Origin of the sequence: Asanoa iriomotensis (assembly GCF_016862515.1) — a bacterium.
In the GTDB taxonomy this organism is placed as follows: domain Bacteria; phylum Actinomycetota; class Actinomycetes; order Mycobacteriales; family Micromonosporaceae; genus Asanoa; species Asanoa iriomotensis.
In genome coordinates this window covers 134,709-154,498 of sequence record NZ_BONC01000002.1, presented here as the reverse complement: position 1 = coordinate 154,498, position 19,790 = coordinate 134,709, and the positions used below count along the sequence as shown (strand labels likewise).

At 72.1% G+C, this 19,790-nt stretch carries 18 protein-coding genes; 4 read left to right on the top strand and 14 right to left on the bottom strand.

The window, feature by feature from the left end; all coding sequences use genetic code 11:
• Positions 1 to 19 precede the first annotated feature (19 nt).
• On the top strand, positions 20 to 1,246 hold the full coding sequence (locus Air01nite_RS02480; protein ID WP_203700113.1) for a phosphatidylserine decarboxylase: 1,227 nt from the start codon (positions 20 to 22) through the stop codon (positions 1,244 to 1,246).
• Here the strand turns inward: Air01nite_RS02480 and Air01nite_RS02475 are convergent.
• The 5 genes from Air01nite_RS02475 to Air01nite_RS02455 are packed head-to-tail and all read right to left on the bottom strand — an operon-like array spanning position 1,243 to position 5,446.
• A complete protein-coding gene (locus Air01nite_RS02475) occupies positions 1,243 to 1,839 on the bottom strand; it encodes an energy-coupling factor transporter transmembrane component T family protein (RefSeq protein ID WP_203700112.1) in 597 nt (198 codons plus the stop codon). The two genes, Air01nite_RS02480 and Air01nite_RS02475, sit on opposite strands and share 4 nt — an antisense overlap.
• Complete coding sequence (locus tag Air01nite_RS02470; RefSeq protein ID WP_203700111.1) at positions 1,836 to 2,519, bottom strand: energy-coupling factor ABC transporter ATP-binding protein; 684 nt, start codon at positions 2,517 to 2,519, stop codon at positions 1,836 to 1,838. The genes Air01nite_RS02475 and Air01nite_RS02470 overlap by 4 nt, the downstream gene beginning before the upstream one ends.
• Complete coding sequence (locus tag Air01nite_RS02465) at positions 2,516 to 3,652, bottom strand: thiolase family protein (protein ID WP_203700110.1); 1,137 nt, start codon at positions 3,650 to 3,652, stop codon at positions 2,516 to 2,518. Before Air01nite_RS02465 ends, Air01nite_RS02470 begins: the two co-directional genes overlap by 4 nt.
• Positions 3,645 to 4,868: a class I adenylate-forming enzyme family protein gene (locus Air01nite_RS02460; RefSeq protein ID WP_203700109.1), complete on the bottom strand. Its 1,224-nt coding sequence runs from the start codon at positions 4,866 to 4,868 to the stop codon at positions 3,645 to 3,647. The genes Air01nite_RS02465 and Air01nite_RS02460 overlap by 8 nt, the downstream gene beginning before the upstream one ends.
• A complete protein-coding gene (locus tag Air01nite_RS02455) occupies positions 4,865 to 5,446 on the bottom strand; it encodes a biotin transporter BioY (RefSeq protein WP_203700108.1) in 582 nt (193 codons plus the stop codon). The genes Air01nite_RS02460 and Air01nite_RS02455 overlap by 4 nt, the downstream gene beginning before the upstream one ends.
• 69 nt (positions 5,447 to 5,515) lie before the next feature.
• Between Air01nite_RS02455 and Air01nite_RS02450 the strand changes: the two genes are divergently transcribed.
• Positions 5,516 to 6,151: a TetR family transcriptional regulator gene (locus tag Air01nite_RS02450; RefSeq protein WP_203700107.1), complete on the top strand. Its 636-nt coding sequence runs from the start codon at positions 5,516 to 5,518 to the stop codon at positions 6,149 to 6,151.
• Between the two features lie 78 nt (positions 6,152 to 6,229).
• On the opposite strand, the gene Air01nite_RS02445 is transcribed toward Air01nite_RS02450, so the two are convergent.
• From Air01nite_RS02445 to Air01nite_RS02435, 3 genes are all read right to left on the bottom strand, one after another.
• Positions 6,230 to 7,069 (bottom strand): CDP-alcohol phosphatidyltransferase family protein, encoded by an 840-nt coding sequence (locus Air01nite_RS02445; protein ID WP_373310291.1) that lies wholly within the window; start codon positions 7,067 to 7,069, stop codon positions 6,230 to 6,232.
• A 380-nt stretch (positions 7,070 to 7,449) separates the two neighbouring features.
• Positions 7,450 to 8,358, bottom strand: a complete 909-nt coding sequence (locus tag Air01nite_RS02440) for an NUDIX hydrolase (RefSeq protein ID WP_203700105.1) — start codon at positions 8,356 to 8,358, stop codon at positions 7,450 to 7,452.
• A gap of 284 nt (positions 8,359 to 8,642) precedes the next feature.
• Positions 8,643 to 9,587 (bottom strand): NUDIX domain-containing protein, encoded by a 945-nt coding sequence (locus Air01nite_RS02435; RefSeq protein WP_203700104.1) that lies wholly within the window; start codon positions 9,585 to 9,587, stop codon positions 8,643 to 8,645.
• Positions 9,588 to 9,733: 146 nt separating this feature from the next.
• Between Air01nite_RS02435 and Air01nite_RS41825 the strand changes: the two genes are divergently transcribed.
• Positions 9,734 to 10,144, top strand: a complete 411-nt coding sequence (locus tag Air01nite_RS41825; protein ID WP_203700103.1) for a PspC domain-containing protein — start codon at positions 9,734 to 9,736, stop codon at positions 10,142 to 10,144.
• Between the two features lie 655 nt (positions 10,145 to 10,799).
• Here Air01nite_RS41825 and guaA read toward each other — a convergent pair.
• From guaA to Air01nite_RS02405, 5 genes are read right to left on the bottom strand one after another with little or no spacing between them, the layout of a single operon-like run.
• On the bottom strand, positions 10,800 to 12,353 hold the full coding sequence (gene guaA / locus Air01nite_RS02425) for a glutamine-hydrolyzing GMP synthase (protein WP_203700102.1): 1,554 nt from the start codon (positions 12,351 to 12,353) through the stop codon (positions 10,800 to 10,802).
• 11 nt (positions 12,354 to 12,364) lie between these two features.
• Positions 12,365 to 13,402, bottom strand: a complete 1,038-nt coding sequence (locus Air01nite_RS02420; RefSeq protein ID WP_203700101.1) for a hypothetical protein — start codon at positions 13,400 to 13,402, stop codon at positions 12,365 to 12,367.
• A gap of 45 nt (positions 13,403 to 13,447) precedes the next feature.
• Positions 13,448 to 14,797 (bottom strand): sensor histidine kinase, encoded by a 1,350-nt coding sequence (locus Air01nite_RS02415; protein ID WP_203700100.1) that lies wholly within the window; start codon positions 14,795 to 14,797, stop codon positions 13,448 to 13,450.
• Complete coding sequence (locus Air01nite_RS02410; RefSeq protein WP_275408176.1) at positions 14,797 to 15,483, bottom strand: response regulator transcription factor; 687 nt, start codon at positions 15,481 to 15,483, stop codon at positions 14,797 to 14,799. Before Air01nite_RS02410 ends, Air01nite_RS02415 begins: the two co-directional genes overlap by 1 nt.
• Before the next feature lies 1 nt (position 15,484).
• Positions 15,485 to 17,146 (bottom strand): FAD-dependent oxidoreductase, encoded by a 1,662-nt coding sequence (locus Air01nite_RS02405; RefSeq protein WP_203700098.1) that lies wholly within the window; start codon positions 17,144 to 17,146, stop codon positions 15,485 to 15,487.
• Positions 17,147 to 17,209: 63 nt separating this feature from the next.
• Here Air01nite_RS02405 and Air01nite_RS02400 point away from each other — a divergent pair, with 63 nt between their 5' ends.
• Positions 17,210 to 18,355 (top strand): LCP family protein, encoded by a 1,146-nt coding sequence (locus tag Air01nite_RS02400; protein ID WP_239090431.1) that lies wholly within the window; start codon positions 17,210 to 17,212, stop codon positions 18,353 to 18,355.
• Between the two features lie 21 nt (positions 18,356 to 18,376).
• On the opposite strand, the gene Air01nite_RS02395 is transcribed toward Air01nite_RS02400, so the two are convergent.
• Positions 18,377 to 19,780: a M1 family metallopeptidase gene (locus tag Air01nite_RS02395; protein ID WP_203700237.1), complete on the bottom strand. Its 1,404-nt coding sequence runs from the start codon at positions 19,778 to 19,780 to the stop codon at positions 18,377 to 18,379.
• Positions 19,781 to 19,790 lie beyond the last annotated feature (10 nt).

Below are 19,790 nucleotides of genomic sequence, written 5' to 3'. Positions count from 1 at the left end.
GCCGAGGAGCCAGCCCGAAATGACCGCCTCCCCCGCGCACACCGTCGGCGAGCGCGCCGCGCGCACGCTCACCGCCGAGCTCGCCCGCCACGCCGGCCCCAAGACCGCCCTGGTGGTCGGTGCCGCGCCCGGGTCGGAGGTGCTCCGGGCCGCGTTCGACGCCCTGCTGCCGGGTGACGCGCTGGTCGTCACCCCGAGCGCGGGCACGACCAGCGCCGACCTGCGCGCGCACGTGCACCAGCAGGGGCAGTGGATCGTCGACCGGGTGCGGGTGGCCGAGTCGGTCGGCGAGTCCGACCCGGCGCACGTCGTGATCGTCGCGGAGCCGCTGACCGGCTCCGCCGAGGACGCCCGGGCGACCATCGACGGTCTGGCCAAATACCTCGCGGACGGCGCCGTGCTCGCCGTCGCGGCGCCGGCACTGCCCGGGCTGACCGGTGGCGCCGCCGCCGAGCTCGACCGGCAGGCCGCGCTCTTCGGTGTCGGCTCCGACCTGGTGCTGGCCAACCGCCCGCCGGTCCGGGTGCACCGGCTGCGCTTCACCGCCGCCGAGGCGGCGACCGCCGAGCGGCTCGCACCGGCCTACCGGCCGTCCAGCGTCCCGCTGACCCGCTCGATGCACATCGACTCCAACGGCGTGGTCGCCGCCAGCATCGCGCTCGGCGTGGCCGCGCTGACCCGGCGGGCCCGGCCCTCGTCCAAGCTGTGGCTCATGCCGGCGCTGGCCGCGCTGCCGGTCGCGGCGTTCTTCCGCGACCCGGAGCGGGACGTGCCGGAGGACCCGTCGGCCGTGGTGGCGGCCTCCGACGGCAAGGTCCTCTCGGTCGAGCGGGTGACCGACGAGCGTTTCGGCGACGGCGAGTTCCTGCGGGTCGCGGTGTTCCTCTCGGTCCTCGACGTGCACGTCAACCGCAGCCCGGTGGCCGGCAAGGTGGTCGACTACTTCGTCACGGACGGCGGCTACGCGGCGGCGATGAACCCGGCGGCCGAGCACAACGTGGCCGCGTACACGGTCCTCGACACCACCCGCGGCACCGTCGTGGTGGCGCAGCGGACCGGCCTGATCGCCCGCCGGATCGTGCAGCGCGCGCCCGTCGGCGCGCTGCTCGCGCGCGGCGAGCGGTTCGGCCTGATCCGGTTCGGCTCGCGCACGGACGTCTACCTGCCGGCCGACACGGCGGACGCCCTCGTGGCGCCGGGCGACCGGGTGGTCGGCGGTTCCTCGGTCATCGCGCGCTGGCGTTAGTCGACGCCGCGGGCGGTTAGGGCATCCGCCAGGTCGTCCGCGTGTTTCAAGGTCATGATCAGCAGGGGTACGACGAAGGCCAGCGGTGCCAGGGGTACGCCCCGGGCCCGCTGAGCCTCGCGGATCTGGGTCGCGTAGCCGGCGATGACCGGGATCGTCGTGATGGTCATCGAGAGCATGAGCGCGACCCGGCCCGGGTTGACGCCCAGACGCCGCAGCGGGGTGAGTGCCCGCTCGATCGCGTCGACCAGGCGTTCCGTGCGGGTCGTGAGGGTGACCAGGTTGGCCAGCAGGATCACGACGACGACCCGGCCGGCGTTGGCCGCGACGGTCTGCCAGGGCAGGAAGAATATCTGGCCGACCGCCAGCACCAGCACGATCCAGCGCAGTCGCCAGGCCTCCTGGCCGAGGTCGCGCGGGCCGAGGCCGGCGAGGAGATAGGCGCCGGCGACACCCGCCACCGCCGGCGCGAGCAGCCACGGGTCGGCCGGTGCCAGCGAGAGCGCCAGCGCGAGGGCCATGACGATGAGGAGCTTCGGGCCCGCGGGCAGCCGGTGCAGCGCGCTGTCGCCGGGGCGGTACAGCGAGATCACGCCTGGTCCACCTCGTACTTGGCGATGACGGACGCCGGATCGCCGAGGTCGATCAGCCGGCCGTCCTCGAACCGCAGCGCGATGTCGCACCTGGCGGCCAGGCGCAGGTCGTGGGTGGCGAGGACGAGTTGCTGCGGCATCTCGTCGAGCAGGAAACGGGCGATGCGGCGGCTGTTGGCGGCGTCCAGGTAGGCGGTCGGCTCGTCGGCCACCACCAGGCTCGGCTCCCCGATCAGCACGGCGGTCAGGGCGAGCAGTTGTTTCTCGCCGCCGGAGAGGGTGTGTGCGGGCGCGTCGGCGTACTCGACGAGCCCGACCCTGGCCAGCGCGGCGCCCACCCGCTCGCGGATCTCGGCTCGGGACAATCCGCGGCCGCGCAGCGAGAACGCCGCGTCCTCGGCGACCGTCGGCATGATGATCTGCGTGTCCGGGTTGCTGAACACGAAGCCGACCCGGCGGCGGAGCTGCTTCGCCTGGCGGACCGGGTCGAGGCCGTGCACCCGCACCTGGCCGGCGGTGGGGGTGACCAGGCCGTTGAGCGTACGGGCGAAGGTGGACTTGCCTGATCCGTTGGCACCGATGACCGCGATCCGTCGCTGGTCGAGGTGCACCGACACGTCGTGCAGGGCGACCCGCGCGGGGAACTCGACCGTGACGGCGGACAGCTCGATGGTCCTCATCGGACGACCTCGAACAGCGCGGCCACGCCGAGGCCGCCGCCGACCGCCGCCGTGGCCAGCCCGCGGGTGCCGGCGGGGGCGCCGGCCCGCACCAGGCGGCTGAACAGGCGGACGACGCTCACCGCGGCACTCGCGCCCCAGGGGTGGCCGAGGGCGAGGGCGCCGCCGTCCGCGCAGACGCGCGGGTCGTCGTCGGCCAGGCCGAGCCGGGTCAGCGCGGCCAGGGCCTGTGCGGCGAAGGCCTCGACGATCTCGATGGCGGCCAGGTCGGCGGTGGTGGTGTCGGTCTTCGCCAGGAGGTGCTCCACCGCGGGGACCGGGCCGAGGCCGGGCAGGGCCGGGTCGCAGCCGACGGTGGCGGTGGCGATCAGGGCCAGGCCGGGTGCGTCCCCGCGGTGCGCCGCCGGGACCAGTGCGACGGCGGCGGCGCCGTCGCTGTCGCGGCAGGAGTTGCCGGCCGTGAGCGTGCCGCCGTCCTCCGCGTCGGGGAACAGGGCCGGGAAGCGGGCGAGCATGTCCGGGATGCGGGCGCGGGGGCCGGTGTCCTCGTTCGCGCCTCGGATGGCGACCAGTTCGGCGTCGAAACCGCCGATCTCCCTGGTGTGTACCGCCCGGCGGTGGCTGCGGGCGGCGTAGGCGTCCTGTCGTTCCCGGCTGATCGCGTCCTTGGCGGCGAGGTCCTGCGCGGCGCGGACCATGTCGGGGTCGGGGTGCCCAGGCGGCGCGAACGGCGCCCTCGCGTAGGGGACCCCGCCGGCGATCCGGGTCGGGGCGGTGGAGCAGCTCTCGACGCCGCCGGCGATCCGGAGGCGGTCGTCGCCGGCGCGGATCGCCTCCGCCGCGGTGATGATCGCGGCGAGGCCGCTGCCGCACTGGCGGTCGATGGTCATGCCGGGCACGGCGACGTCCAGGCCCGCGGCCAGGGCGGCGACGCGTGCGATGTTGCCGCCGGGTCCCATGCAGTTGCCCAGCACGACGTCGCCGACCTCGGTGCCGGCGGTCGTGTCGTCGAGGCAGGCGCGGATGGCCGCGGTGGCCAGGTCAGCGGCGGTCAGGTCGGCGAGGGCGCCGCCCTTCACCGCGATAGGCGTGCGCCGGGCCGCGACGACGACGGGTGTGTTCGGCTCAACCAAGGCGGCGCACCCGCCCCTCGATCGCGTCGTGCCGGATCCGCTCGCGGGCCGGCTTGCCGGTGGCGGTGCGGGGCAGCCGGTCGGTCCAGAACCAGCGGCGCGGTCGGTGGCTGCCGGTGAGCAGCGACCCGGCGCGTTCGCGCAGCTCACGGGCGGTGGGTGGGCGCTGCCCGGGCTCGGTCTCGATGACCGCGGCCACGAGCTCACCGGCCCGCTCGTGCGGGAGCGCGAAGACGACGGCGTCCGCGATCCCGTCGATGGCCAGGAGGGCGGCCTCGACGTCCTCGGGCACGACGGTCGCGGCGGCGGTCAGGATGGCGCCGTCACTGCGGCCGCGCAGCCGCAGCTCGGTCCCTTCTTCGACCAGGTCGCCGACCGTGGCCCAGCCGTCGAGGTCGCGGCGGAGCGGGCCGTCGGTCGTGCCGAGGTAGCCGTCGGCGAAGTAGGCGGAGCGGACCCAGAGCACGCCGCCGTCCACGCGGAGCTCCACGCCGTCGAACGGGCGCAGGCCCCGGCCGTCCTCGTCGGCGGCCACGAAGGACAGTTCGGCGGCGCCGTAGTAGCTGACGACCCGGATTCCGGCGTCCTCCGCGCGGGCCCGAAGGGCCGGGTCGAGCCGGGCGCCGCCGATGAGCGCGACGCGTACCCGATGCGCGGTTCGGGTTTCGAGCAGGTCGCGGAGGGCGTAGGGGGTGCCGTGCAGCACCGTCGCGTGTGCCAGGTCGGCGCGGGAGACGCCGTGCGTGCGGGGCAGCAGGACGGTGGCGCCGAGGTGGCGGGCGTGGGCGACCGAGAACATGGTCACCGACGAGACCAGCGGGGACGGCAGATAGATGGTGTCGTCCGCGGTGAGGCCGGTCAGCCGCTCGACGCCGCGGAACGAGGCGGCCCAGGAGGCGGCGGTGCGCACGATCATCCGGGGCGCGCCGGTGCTGCCGGAGGTGAAGGTGCCCCAGCCCATGCCGGGTTGTGGCGGCGCCTCCTCGGCACGCCGCTTCAGCCCCGCCCAGTAGGTGTCGTCCCAGCGGTCGTCGCCGACGAGCGGCACACCGCCGGCCTCGTGCACGGCGAGGGCGGTGACGAGTGCCGCCACCCGGTCGCGATCGCGGACCGGCACGACCTGGCCGTGGGCGATGTCGCTCCGCGCGTCGTCGATCCGCTGATCGAGCTCCGCCGCGGTGAGCGCGGTGTCGCCGTGGATCAGGCCGCCTGTCACGCCCTGACCCTGATGGGGTTGCCGAACGCGCGGGGGTAGGCGCGCCAGAGCGCCATCGTGATGATCGTGGCGGCCACGGTCTTGAGCAGGTCGCCGGGGAGGAAGGCGGCGCTGGTGACCGCGGTCTCGCCGACCGGTAGCCCGGTGACCATGGACTGCACGGGGATGCCGATCGCGTAGACGACGCCCACGCCGCCGACGAAGCAGCCGAGCGCGGTGCGCCACCAGACCGGCGGGCGGCTGCCGAGCCGGACGATCAGGCCGACCACGAACGCGCCGAAGATCCAGCCGATCAGGAAGCCCGCGGAAGGCCCCACGAAGACGCCGGCGCCGCCACGGCCGCCGGACAGGAGCGGCAGCCCGGCGAGGACGAGCACGAGAAAGATGACGACGGCGGCGGCACCACGCCAGGCGCCGAGCACGGCGCCGGCGAGCATGACGCCGAGCGTCTGCGCGGTGATCGGCACAGGCCCGCCGATCGGGATGGCACCCGGGATACCCAGGACGGCGATGATGGCGGCGAACACCACGATCCGTGTGACGTCGCGCGTGTCGAACCTGCTCGGACGGTCGTCCATCGACTCCCTCTCTTGAACGCCGTTCACCTGAACACCGTTCTCCTGAACGGCGTTCACTATAGTGGTGTGATGCCGAGATCGGATAGCAGCGGTTATGTCCGAAACACCCGCGAGGACGTCGTGGCCGCGGCGATGGAGATCCTGGATCAACAGGGCTTGCCGGACCTGACGATGCGACACCTGGCGAACACGCTGGGGGTGGCACCGAGCGCGCTGTACTGGCATTTCCCCAACAAGCAGACACTGCTGGCGGCGGTCTCGGACCGCATCGTCGCCGGCGCCCGCCCGGCCGGTGCGTCCGGCGACTGGCGGGCCGCGGTCCGCGCCGAGGCGGCGTCGCTGCACGACGCCCTGCTGTCGTTCAAGGACGGCGCGGAGGTGGTGTCGAGCACGCTCGCCCTGGGCTTGGGGGCGGCGGACCTGCAGCGGCGGCTGGCCGCGGCTATTGGCGGAGGCGGCTTCGACGCGCGGACCACGGGATTGGCCGCGGAGACCATGGTCCACTTCATCGTCGGCCACGCGTTCCACCGCCAGCAGCGGATGCAGGCGGACAGCTTGGGCGCGGTGGCGGCCGAGCATTCTCTGGACCACTCAGACCCGGCGGACCACACGCCTGAACCCCAGGCGTTCGATCTCGGCATCACGCTGCTGGTGGCCGGCCTGGACGCTCAGCTCCGCCCGACCCCACCCGTCCCGGCCCACTAGCCGGCTGCCGGGTTCGGGCCCCGGAAATGGCGCGGCCCCCGCCAAGACTGGCGGGGGCCGCGTGGGTCTTTGGTCGGGTCAGGCCGTGTGGCGTTGGCGTAGCCAGAGGAGGGGGCCGCTGACCAGGTAGGCGACGACGACCGCGAAGAACGTCGCGCGGATGTCCAGGAGGGCGCCGACCACCGGGACCAGCAGGAGCCACGGCGGCAGCTTCACCAGGCGGGCCAGCTTGGCGTAGGGGAAGCTCGAGACCATCGCGAACGCCAGGAGGGCGACGCCGGCCACCACGACCGTGCCGGAGACCGGCAGGCCGATCAGGACCGCGAGCGCGAGGACCGCGGCGGCCATCGTCGTGGGGACGCCGCAGAAGAAGCGGCCGTCCTTCGGCGAGACGTTGAAGCGGGCCAGGCGGATCGCGGCGCAGCCGGCGACCAGGGCGCAGGCTATCGCCGCGCCGGCGGTGGAGACGGTGCCGTGCAGCGACGCGTACACGACGACCGGCGCGGCCAGGCCGAACGAGCACATGTCGGCCAGCGAGTCCATCTGGGCGCCGAACGGGCTGGCCACGCCCAGGCGGCGGGCCAGGATGCCGTCGAGGCCGTCGAAGACCACGCAGGCGACCAGGCAGATCGCGGCCACCCGGACGTCGCCCTGCATGGCCAGGAAGATGGCCAGCAGGCCGAGGCCCAGGCTCGCCAGGGTGCAGCCGTTGACCAGGGCGAACTTCGCGCGCCGGGCGAGCGTGCGCTCACCGGGGAGGAGCGGGATCGACATGCCGACCGCCACCGGGGCCGCGCCGCTCGGGCCGACCGCCGGGCTGACCGGGGCGATCGCCTGAATCTCGCGGACGGCCAGTGGGTCGACGGTGTGGCTGTCGGGATGCACCACGGCGACCCGCGAACGCCGGCCGACCCGCACGCGCAGGACCTGCCGCGCGAGGTTGCCGCTGCCGCGACGCAGGCCGGACCACCGGCGACCACCGGGGCGCGGGCTGTCGAAGGCGAGCCGCGGACTATCGATGGTGCTACGCCGACGCCAAGGGGCTCTCGGCACGTGGTCCTCCAGGTCCGGGGATCGGATTTCTCCGTCGCCAAGTCGAGCGACCGCCCGATCTTGCGGTCTACACCATCGCACAGATGGGGCTGATTGGCGAGACTCGTACACGGTCCAATCGGTTGAACCAGCACGAACGCGACAGTGTTCACTTAAACGGCATAGCCGACGGTTTGAGCTCTTGGCCCAATCACCGAGTATACGACCTAGGCGGCAACATTGGTGATTTGTGCCGTCTGTGCAGCTCAGCCGCCCCAAGCCGGGATCGCGTTCGCGGCGACATCGGTGAGGGTAAGCCCCCTCAGTTCCGCGCGGGAGAACCAGCGTGCGTCGGTCGTCGATCCCCCCACCTCAGCCACGCGCGGCTCGGTGGGCACCGGGACATCGACGCGGTACGTTACCCGCACCGCGTGCCAGTCCATCGGATAGCCCTCCGGCCCGAGCGCGCGGGGGTTCCGGTGATCGGAAACCGACAACAGTTCGATGACCTCACCGCCCTGCCCGGACTCCTCGGCCAACTCCCGCAGCAGCCCGGCCGCCGGCTGCTCACCGAAGTCGGTGCCGCCGCCGGGCAGGTGCCACTTGCCGGCACCGGGAAACCCTTCGGAGATCTGAGTCAGGAGTACGCCCCGCGCCGAGGTCACCAGCCCGTAGGCGGCGAACCGCTGACCCCGATCAACCGGCAACGGCGGTGGCATTCCCCGCCGCCCTCGCGGATGCGGCGCGGCGAAGTCCAGCGGGACCACCGGCTGGCCGAGGAGTTCGGCGGTGAAGGGCATCAACCGCAGGTCGGCCAGGTCCCGCTCGGCGAACCATGCGACATCGTCGCTGGTACCGGCCACCTCGCTACGCAGGATCCCGCGGCGCACGCGGACCTCGTACACGATGAGATCGAAATGCCAGGAAAGATCGATGTCCCACAGCTCACGCACGGACGCGATCGCGGTGATCGGCCGGCCGATCTCGATCTCGAGCCCGGTCTCCTCGCGGTACTCGCGGTCGAGCGCGTGGGTGGGCGACTCACCGTGCTCGAGGCCGCCGCCGGGAATCTGCCAGACGCCGGGAAAGTCGGACCGATCCGAAGACCGAGCCAACAACACCCGCCCACCATCCCGGCACAGCCCGTACGCCCCGATCCGCCGCCGCCGCTCCATGAACAAACGATCTTAGTGGGACCGCTGGATCAGCCAGGCCGTATCCGGCCGGTCGGCGCGAGCCGGAATCGCAGCTGTGCGTGATACCGGCGTCAGGGCCGCCGCCAAGCGTCGGCTGGGCCCGACGCAGGATGGCGCCTCGACGAAACACGGTGCGTACGGCGTCCGCGGTCACCTCCGTGATCGCGTCCCCGGGCAGGCCGCGGACGTCGTCGACCGGGAACCAGCGAGCGTCGTCGGTCGAGCCACCAACGTCGCCCGCCGCCCGCGCGACCGGATAACGCCTAAGGAAACGCCGCGCGGACCGCGTCCGCCGTCACCTCGGTGATCGCGTCCTCAGGTAGGCCGCGGACGTCGTCGACCGGGAACCAGCGGGCGTCGTCGGTGGAGCCGCCGACGTCGGCGACCTTTGGCGCCACCGGGTTGTCGACGGCGACGCGGTAGAAGGCGCGGACGCCGTGCCAGTCGATGGGGTAGCCCTCCGGGCCCAGCGACGCCGCGTCGCGGTGGCTCGCTACGCCGAGGAGTTCCACCAGGCGGCCCGCCTGGCCGGTCTCCTCGACCAACTCGCGGAGGAGGGCGTGGCCCGGCTGCTCGCCGAAGTCCGTGCCGCCGCCCGGCAGGTGCCAGCAGCCCGCACCCGGGTAGCCCGCTGCGACCCGGGTCAGCAGGATTCGGCCGGCCGGGTCGGTGGCTACCGCGTACGCGGCGAAGCGCTGGGCGCGGTGCAGGCCGTCCGGGCCCGGGGCGGCGTAGAAGGAGGGGAAGTCCGGGGTTTCGTCAGGGCGCAGGTCGATGGTCGCCGGCGGCAGGCCGAGGGCGGTGGCCGTGAACGGGCGCAGCGGCAGGCCCTTGGCCTCGTCCAGCGTGTGCCAGCGGGCCAGGTCCGTGGGGTGGCCGACCCGGTCGACCAGCGTGCCGCCGCGGACCGAGGCGGCGTAGATGAGACGGTCGGTGTGGATGGTGACGCCGCGGTGCGGGAGGGCACGCATGTCGGCGAGCACGTCCTGCAGGCCCGTCACCGTGATCGACAGGCCCGTCTCGGCGGCGGACTCGCGTACAACCGTGTGGTTGGGGTCCTCGCCATGATCGACAGCGCCGCCGGGGAGGGACCAGGCGCCCGGGGTGCCGGACCGGGTGGATGCCCGGACCAGGAGCACGCGGCCGCTGCCGTCGGTGCAGACGGCGTAGGCCGCGATGCGGCGAACCGGTTCGAGCGCAGGGGTCACAGAGGGAGATTCTTCCCGAATCACTCGACACCTCCGGGGCCGGAGTCGGATTGCTGACACTTGATCACCCGCAGGGGTCCAGATTCAGGGTAAGGCTCCGGGCGGTACCCGAGGTAGAACCGTCCTGCCGGGTGGACCGTAGAAGCATGACGACGAGCGCGAACCCACCGTACAAACAGCTACGCCGCACCTCCGACGACAAGATCATCGCAGGCGTCTGCGGCGGCCTCGGCCGCTACTTCGGCGTCGACCCGGTCCTGATGCGAGTGATCTTCGCGATCACCGTGGTCCTGACGGGCGGCCTGGCGCTGTTCGCCTACCCGGTGCTGTGGTTCCTGATGCCGGAAGACCCGCCGGCCGCAAGCATGTGGTCAAGCGGCGGCGCGACGGCGAACTGGCAGGCCCAGACGCGTGGCGGGAGCACCTATCAGCCGCCGACCTACCAGCCGCCGGCCAATCAGGACCCGTACCAGGCGCCCTACCAGGCCCCTGCCGACCAGCCGCCGGCCCCGCCGGCAAGCGGCACGGGCCAGGGCGACGATCCCAACCGGGCGTGACGCGGCCGCGCTGGCTCGCGCAGGTGGGCCAGCGGCCACATAGGACCAGGCCGCCGGACTGACGCTATCCGGCGGCTCTGGACCAAACCGAAGCCGAAGGCCATCAGGAACGGGGGCCTTCGGGAGAGCGGATCGCGCGCTCAAATTCTGCTGACGGCAAGCCGGACAGACCCGCCACAGGGGCCTTGAGAAACCTGGCGCATCTCAGTGGCATCGGGGCCACGCAAGCCCGCGACCTCAGCCCTGGCGACCGGACCACCTCAGGCCGCGAGCCAGCGGACCTCAACCCTGGCGGCCCGACCACCTCAGGCCGCGAGCCAGCGGACCTCAACCCTGGCGGCCCGACCACCTCACGCCGCGAGCCCGCGACCTCTGGCCAAGCCGCCCGACCGCCGCCGCTCAAACGAACCCGCGACCTCAGGCGAAGCTGCCCGTGGCCCGGGGCCAACCACGCTCGCGACCTCAAGCCCCAGGCGGGCCGACCGCCGCCGTGGCCCAACTAAGCCCACGACCTCAGTCCAGAGACCTCGTGGCGTCGGAGCCAAGCAAAACCACGCGACCTCGGCCCGGGGCGGCCCCAACGTCGGGCATTAGCCCGAGCGGTCTGGCCGACTCGGCCCGAGCTAGCCCGCGGCATGCCGGATGCGTTGCGGGGTCACTCCCACTCGATGGTGCCCGGGGGCTTGCTTGTGACGTCGAGGACTACTCGGTTGACTTCCGGGACCTCGTTGGTGATCCGCGTGGAGATGCGGGCGATCACGTCGTAGGGCAGGCGGGACCAGTCGGCGGTCATCGCGTCCTCGCTGGAGACTGGGCGCAGGACCACCGGGTGGCCGTAGGTGCGGCCGTCGCCCTGGACGCCGACGCTGCGGACGTCTGCCAGTAGCACCACCGGGAACTGCCAGACGTCGCGGTCCAGGCCCGCCGCGGTCAGTTCGTCGCGGGCGATCTGGTCCGCTGCCCGGAGGATGTCCAGGCGGTCGCGGCTCACCGCGCCGATGATGCGGATCGCCAGGCCCGGGCCCGGGAACGGGTGGCGCCAGACCATCGCGTCCGGTAGGCCCAGGGCCGTGCCCAGCGTGCGGACCTCGTCCTTGAACAGCGTGCGGAGGGGCTCCACCAGCGCGAACTTCAAGTCGTCGGGCAAGCCGCCCACGTTGTGGTGGGACTTGATGTTGGCCGTGCCGGTGCCGCCGCCTGATTCGACGACGTCCGGGTAGAGGGTGCCCTGCACCAGGAACTCGACGTCGCCTTCAGCTGCCACCTCGCGGGCCGCCTGCTCGAAGACGCGGATGAACTCGCGGCCGATGATTTTGCGCTTCTGTTCCGGGTCCGTCACGCCGTCGAGCGCGCCCAGGAAGCGGTCCGCGGCGTCGACGACCTTCAGCTTGACGCCCGTGGCCTCGACGTAGTCCTGCTCCACCTGCTCCGCCTCGCCCGCGCGGAGCAGGCCGTGGTCGACGAAGACGCACGTCAGCTGGTCGCCCACGGCCTTGTGGACCAGCGCCGCCGCCACCGCGGAGTCGACGCCGCCGGAAAGGCCGCAGATGACCTCCTTGTCGCCGACCCGTTCCCGGATCGCGGCGACCTGGTCGTCGATGATGTTGTCGGGCGTCCAGCTCGGCTCGACGCCCGCGATGTCGTAGAGGAACCGCGTCAGCATGTCCTGCCCGTGGGCCGTGTGCAGGACCTCCGGGTGGAACTGGGTGCCGGCCCGCCGCCCGACCAGGTCCTCGAAGACCGCCACCTCGGCGCCCGGCGTCGCGGCCGTGACCGTGAAACCGGCCGGGGCCGCGGTCACGCTGTCGCCGTGGCTCATCCAGACCGGCAGCGACGCCGGCAGGTCACGCAGCAGCACACCCGCCTCGGGGGCCACGGTGAGCACAGTGCCACCGAACTCCCGGCGGCCGGTGTGCGCGACCGTGCCGCCCAGCGCCCGCGCCATCGCCTGGAAGCCGTAGCAGATGCCGAACACCGGGACACCGGTCTCGAACAGGTCGCTGTCGACCTGCGGGGCACCAACCTCGTAGACGCTGGACGGGCCGCCGGACAGGATGATCGCCACCGGATCCTTGGCCAGCATGTCCTTGACGGGCATGGTGTGCGGCACGATCTCGGAGTAGACCTTCGCCTCCCGCACCCGGCGCGCGATGAGCTGTGCGTACTGCGCGCCGTAGTCGACGACGAGAACCGGGCGTGGCGTGGTCATGCGTCCGGAGTTTACCGACCGTGCGCGGCCACCTGACGCTCGCTCACCCCCTCTCGTGGGCCTGCGGGACGCAGCTCACGCCGGCCGATCACCCAACGGGTGACGACCAGCAACAGCACAGCCGCCAGCGTGAAGAGGACGTTGCCGAACAGCCGTAGTCGGTCGCCCGGCCCGTAGAAGGCGGTCAGCACGAAGCCCAGCCAGGCATAGGTGAGCAGGGCCCCCGCCAGCAACCCCAGCAGGTGCCGGTCACCCCAACTGGGCCGCCGGGCCAGCCGAGCGACACCGACCGCGGCGGCCGCCACGACCACCACGTCGAGCCCGAAGCCGAGCCAACTCTCGGACGCCGCCGCATGGAGGCCGGCCGTAACGAACGTCACCACACCGACCACCCAAGGCGGCGGCAACCGCCGGCCCGACGCCATCTCGTCATTCCCCGCCGTCAGCGTTGACACGGGTGACACAGGTCGGGGGCGGGGCAGCAAGAAGGCGAGCGCCACCAACAGGACCGCGGCGGCCGCGGCCACGGCGAGCTGGTGCGGCGCGGCCAGGAAGCCTTCTTGTTCGCGGAGGTCCCGGAAGATCAGCCAGCAGCCGAACAGGTAGACCACGACCGTGACCGACAGGCCGAACCAGCCCAGCCACGGCTCGGTGCGCCGGGCCGGGAACCACAGCTCCACCAGCGCGATCGGCACCCCGATGCTCCACACCGTGTGGCCGATCAGGAAGGCGAACGCGTGGTAGGCGCTCACCCCCACCCACGGCACCGGAGTGACGCCGGCCTGGTCGAGGCCCTCGAAGGTCTGGTTGAACAACGACTGGTCGACCAGCCCAGCCTCGATCACCCCGTAAGCCGTCGCCAGCAGGAAGATCGAAGGCCAGCCACGGCCGGTGCGGCGGGCGACCTCGCGCACCAGCAGCGCGCCGCAGCCGTAGAGCGGGACCAGGAACGGCAGCAGCGGCAGGCGTTGGACAGGGACATTGCCCAGCAGGTATTCGCCCACCCACGGAGCGAGGACGAGCAACACCAGAACGGGCCAGAAGCGCATGGCAACCAGCCTGCGGGGCGGCTGTGAGGTGGCGATGAGGCGAGATTAAGAATCCGATGAGAGCGGCAGCGTCACCGTGAACACAGCCCCAGCAACCGAGATCGTGCCGCCGTGCGCCGTCACGATCGACCGCGCGATCGCCAGACCCAGTCCCACGCCGGAACCCGCACCCCGCGCCGGATCACCTCGGAAGAACCGCTCGAACACGGCCTCCGAAAGCTCCGAGGGCACACCCGGCCCCTCGTCGGCCACCACCAAACGCGCACCCCCGGAAACCGCGGAAACAGCCACTGTCACCGCACCCGCGCCGTGCGAACGCGCGTTGCCAACCAAGATCCACACCAGCCGCCGCAACGCCTCCGGATCCCCCGACACCACCGCCGACGACCCCGAGCACGACGCCGACGCCTGCCGGCACACCGACCGCGCCACCGACAACAAATCCACCGAGACAGACGACAACCCCACCCCGCCGTCGGACCGGGCCAGCAGCAGCAGATCGTCCAGCAGACCGGCCATCCGCGCACTCTCCGCGACAAGATCATCAAGCGCGGCCGACCGATCAACCGACAGCGCATCAGGATGGTCGCGCAGGAACCCCACGTTGCCGCGAATCGTCGTCAACGGCGTACGCAACTCGTGCGAGGCATCCGCGGTGAACCGCCGCTGCGCGGCCAGCGCCGACTCGGTCCGCCGGTACGCCGCCTCCAGCCGCCCCATCATCGTGTTGAAGCTGACCGTCAGCCGACCCAGGTCGTCGCGCTGCCGCACGGCCGGCAACCGCCGCGTCAAATCCTCCGACCCGCCCACGGAGTCCGCCAGCGACGCCAAGGAACGCAACGGCCGCAACGCCCGCCCGACCGCGAACCACGTCGCCGCGAACGCCGCGACCAGGCCGAGAATCCCGACCGTGCCCAGCACGACGATCATCCCCTGCCGCTGCACCTCGAGAGCCCGCAACGGTTGCGCCGCGACCACATGCCCACCCGGCCACGGCACCACCCGCACCCGGGTCGTCACGCCCGAAACGGTCACAGTCGCCATAGCCGAGCCGGACCGCGAAGCCGAGTCGAGCAACGACGCCGGCACCCGCACCGGCCCGCCACCCACATGCCCGGTCGCCGCCAGCACCGAGCCCGACCCGTCGAGCACGAACACGACCGCCTCACCGGTCGCCACCGCGTCGATCGGCACCAGCGGCGTCCGCCCGGCCACCTCGGACACCGGCAGGTCCGACAGCGCGGAGACCGCCGCGCCGGCCCGCTCGGTCAACAGCCGGTCCTGGTCGGTGGCGAACCCGTACGACAGCAGCAGGTAGATCAACACGGCGACCACCGTGTAGATCGCCGCCACCACGGCAACCCCGAACAACGTGACCCGCGCCCGGATCGACATCACGGACCGTCCCGCAGCACATAGCCCACGCCCCGCACGGTCTGCACCAACCGCGCCTCCCCACCCGACTCCAGCTTGGACCGCAGATATCCGATGTAGACGTCCACGACGTTGCTGGCCGCCGGCAAACCACCCCAGACCGCCGCCAGGAGCTGCGCCCGGGTCAACACCTGCCGTGGATGACGCGCGAGATGCGCCAACAGGTCGAACTCCAGAGCGGTCAACGCCACTGAGCGCGCACCGCGTCGCACCGAGCGCGCGGAAGGGTCGACCGCGAGATCCGCGAACCGCAACACACCGGATGGGGATAAAGGCGCCCGCCGCAACAGCGCCCGCACCCGAGCCAACAGCTCCTCCGGCGCGAACGGCTTCACCAGATAGTCGTCCGCACCGGCGTCGAGCCCGGAGACCCGGTCCTCGGTCGCATCCCGCGCGGTCAACATCAGCACCAACGCCGTCCCGCCACCGGCCCGCAGCGCGCGGCAAACACCAAAGCCGTCGAGCACAGGGAGATTGACGTCGAGCACCACGAGATCGGGTGCGTCGCGGAGAGCGGCGGCGAGACCGGACGGCCCGTCAACGGCAACAGAAACCACATAGCCGGCGTACGACAGCGACCGCCGCACCGCCGCGGCCACCCGCGCGTCGTCCTCGACCACGAGCACCCGCGCCGCCACGATGGGCAGGCTAGCGCAGCGCGCCCGGCGCCGAGGGCGGCACAGCGGGCCGCACCGGCCACACCCGCTCGACCGGCGCGTAATCAGACCCGAGCGGCGGCCGCGGATCAGCCGACCCGCGAACAGGCCAGAACGACAACGCCCGCTCGGCCAGCGCGGTGATCGTCAGCGACGGGTTGACGCCGAGGTTCGCCGGCACCGCCGCGCCGTCGACGACGTGCAGCCCCGGATGCCCGTACACCCGTTGCCAAGGGTCGACCACCCCCGAAGCGGACGACGACCCGATCACCGCACCGCCCAGAATGTGCGCGGTCAACGGGATGTCGAACGCCTCCGTCAGCGACCCGCCCGGCACCCCACCGATCTCCTCGGCCAGCATCCGCGCGGCGGTGTTGCCGGCCGGGATCCAGGTCGGGTTCGGCGCGCCATGGCCGGGCAGGGTGACCAACCGCCCCCGCCGCCAGCCCAGCGTCAACGAGTTGTCGAGCGACTGCATGACGAGCGCGATCACTGTGCGCCGCGACCAGTCCCGCACCGACAGCGCCCGCAGATAGGTCAACGGCCGGCGGGCCAGCGTCACCAACAGTCGCCGGACGCGATGCGGCCCGCCGTCGACCAGCGCCGACTGCAACAGCCCCATCGCATTGGAGCCGCGCCCGTAACGAACCGGTTCGACGTGCGTACGCGCATCGGGGTGAAAAGAACTGGTGATCGCCGCACCTGACGAGTAGTCGACGGCGGACCGCCCCGGCACCGTCGCGCCGAGGATCGACTCGGAGTTGGTCCGCGTCAGCGCGCCGAGCCGCGTCGACAGCCCCGGCAACGCACCCGCGGCCCGCATCCGGTGCAGCAACGAGACGGTGCCCAACGCCCCCGCCGCGAACACCACCTGGTCCGCCTCGACGACCGAGCGCCGAAAGCCGCCAGTCTGCACGGTGGAAACCGCGTAACCCGAGGCGAGCGGACGCACCGCGACCGCCGTCGTCAACGGCCGGACCTCGGCGCCGAGCCGCTCGGCCAGATAGAGATAGTTCTTGACCAGGCTGTTCTTGGCTCCGTGCCGACAGCCGGTCATGCACGCGCCGCAGTGCAGGCACCCGGTGCGCGCCGGCCCGGCCCCACCGAAATAGGGGTCGGGAACCGTCTCCCCCGGACGTCCGAAATGGATCCCGACCGGCGTCGGACGGAACGTCGACCCCACACCCATCCGCTCGGCCACCGCCCGCATCGCCCGGTCCGCCGGCGTCATCGCCGGGTACGTGGCAACGCCCAGCATCCGCTTCGCCTGGTCGAAGTGCGGAGCCAACTCGGCACGCCAGTCGGTGATCCCACCCCACTGCGGATCGGCGTAGAACTCGGACAACGGCTCATAGAGCGTGTTGGCGTAGACCAGCGACCCGCCACCCACCCCGGCCCCGGACAGCACCAACACCTTGTCACCCGAAGAACGCCGCCCGGCCGGCCGCAGCACACTGAGCCGCTGGATGCCGAAGCACCGCAACCGCGGCGCCCAGAGAAAGCTGCGCAGCCGCCACGAGGTCGCCGGCAGCTCGTTGTCGGCGAACCGCCGCCCGGCCTCCAGCACGAGCACCGAATAGCCCTTCTCCACCAGGCGCAACGCGGCGACACTGCCCCCGAAACCGGAGCCGATGACGACCACGTCGTAACGCATGCCCTCATCATTACCGGCCAGTAGCCTGTTGCGCCATCGCGAACTTCCGTCATCATTTCGGGCGTGACAGGCACGGGGAGCGACGAGCGTCCGATCTGGCAGCGGTTGACCACGGGGCGCGGGCCGCTGGTCCTGATCGCCGCGGCGGTGGTCGTGGTCCTGCTGATCGGCGGCGCGGTGTTCGCGGCCACCCGCGGTGGTGACGACGCCGCACCCGCGCAGGCCGCGCCGAGCCCGTCACCGACGACCCGGCCCACCGAGAGCGCGCCGACCCCGACCCCGACGGTCCAGCCCGGCGCCGACATCAAGGGCCCGCTCGACATCCTGCTGGTCGGCGTCGACACCCGCGTCTCCGTGCCCAGCTGGGAGCCGCACGCCGACGCCGTGCTGATCCTGCACGTCACCGAGAACCTCGACCGCGGCTACCTGTACTCGCTCCCCCGCGACCTGCTCGTCGACATCCCGGCGTTCAAGAAGTCCGGATACAGCGGCGGCCGCACCAAGCTGACCCACGCGATGAGCTACGGCAGCCGGCGGGGCAAGGCCAAGCCGTCCGCCACACAGGGCTATGAGCTCCTGCGCCAGACCGTCAGCCGGTACACCGGGATCAAGGACTTCGACGCGGGCGCGATCCTCAACTTCGGCGGCTTCGACCGGCTGGTCGACGAGCTCGGCGGCATCGACATGTACGTCGACCAGCAGGTCGTCTCCAAGCACCGCCAGCCCAACGGCAAGCTGCGCACGCTGCGCGGTGGCGACTACGTGGGCCCACAGGCGACCTACAACCCGGGCAACAGGCACTTCGTCGGCTGGCAGGCGATCGACTATGCGCGGCAGCGGTACACCGCCGGCGGCGACTACACCCGCCAGCGCCACCAGCAGCAGCTGATCAAGGCGATCCTCGCCAAGGCGCTGGCCAACGGCCTGCCCACCGACGCGGCCGCGATCGAGCGGCTGTTCAAGGCGCTGGGCGACTCGGTCGACTTCATCGCCGGCGAACGCACCCCGATCGACTTCGGCTTCGCCCTGTCGAAGCTGCGCCCGGCGACCCTGACGTTGGTCTCGCTGCCGGGCAGCGGCGTCGGCAAGGGCAGCGCCTACCGCGGCGAGCAGCTCACCGCGGCCGGCCGCGGCTTCATCACCGCGCTGAACGCCGGCCGCGCGGACACCTACCTGCGCGCCAACCCCACCCTGGTGGTCAAGCGTTAGGGGTGGCTCGTGAGCCAGCCCTTAACTGCCGGGCTTGGGCGGCGGGGTCTTCGAGGTCAGCCAGGTCATCAGGAAGTCGCGCAGGGGCTTGCCGGAGACCCGTTCGGCCAGCGCGATGAACTCGTCGGTGGTCGCGCTGGCGTTGCGCTTCGTGTTGGCCCACTCCTGCAGGATCTCGAAGAACGAGTCGTCGCCGACCTCGAGGCGCAGCGCGTGCACGACCAGGCCGCCGCGGACGTAGACCGAGTTGCCGAACAGCCCGGACGTGCCGGGGTCGTAGCTCGGATCACCCCAGTTGACGCTGCTGTACGCCTTGTCGAAGGACTCCTGCACCGGCACGCCGGTGTCGTGCTCGGCCCACAGCCATTCCGCGTAGGTCGCGAAGCCCTCGTTGAGCCAGATGTCCTTCCACGCCGCGATCGACACGCTGTCGCCGAACCACTGGTGGGCCAGCTCGTGCGCGACCACCCACTCGCTGGTCGAGGCGCCGAAGAACGAGTTGCTATAGACCGGGCGGGCCTGGGTCTCCAGCGCGTACCGGATCCGGTCGTCGACGACCACGACACCGCCATAGGCGTCGAACGGGTACGGCCCGAACTGGGTGGCCAGGAAGTCGGCGACCTCGCCCGTACGCGCCATCGCCTTGTCGGCGTTGGACCCGCGCGGCAGCGTGTTGTCGACCGCGGTCACGAGCGGCTTGCCCTGGTGTGTCCCGGTGGTCACCCGGTAGTCGCCGATCACCACGGTGGACAGATAGCTGGCCATCGGCGAAGACTCCCGCCAGCGCCAGGTGGTCCAGCCGTCCTTCGACGTCCGCTCACCCGGCACCCCGTTGCTCAGCACCGACAGACCCGACGGCACGGTCATCTCCAGCCCGAAGGTGGCCTTGTCGCGAGGGTGGTCGTTGACCGGGTACCAACTGCTCGCCGACTCCGGCTGACCGAGCGCGATCGCACCCTTGTCGGTGGCCAGCCAACCGCCGGTGCCCAACTCCGGGCTGGTGATCGGCTGGGGCACGCCGGCGTAGGTCACCACGGTCGTGAACGTGCTGCCGTCGCGCAACCCGGACGCGGGCGTGACGACCAACTCGTCGGCCTCCCGCTTCTGCTCCGCGCCGGCACCGTCGACCGTCACCGAGGACACCTCGGGGCCGCGGAAGTCCAGGTTGAACCGGGACAGGTTCTGGGTGGCCTTCGCCGTGATCTTCGCGGAGCCCTCGAGCCGGTCGTTGCCCGGGTCGTACCGCAGCGTCAGCGCGTAGTCGGTGACGTCGTAGCCACCGTTGCCGTACGTCGGGAAGTAGGGGTCGCCGATCCCGGGGGTACCCGGGGTGAAACTCTCGCCGGCCTGGCCGGAGTCGGTGCAGGCGGCCGCGCCGCCGATGGTCAGGGTCGCGAGGACCGCGAGCGCCGATCGCCTGATCATCATCACGAGA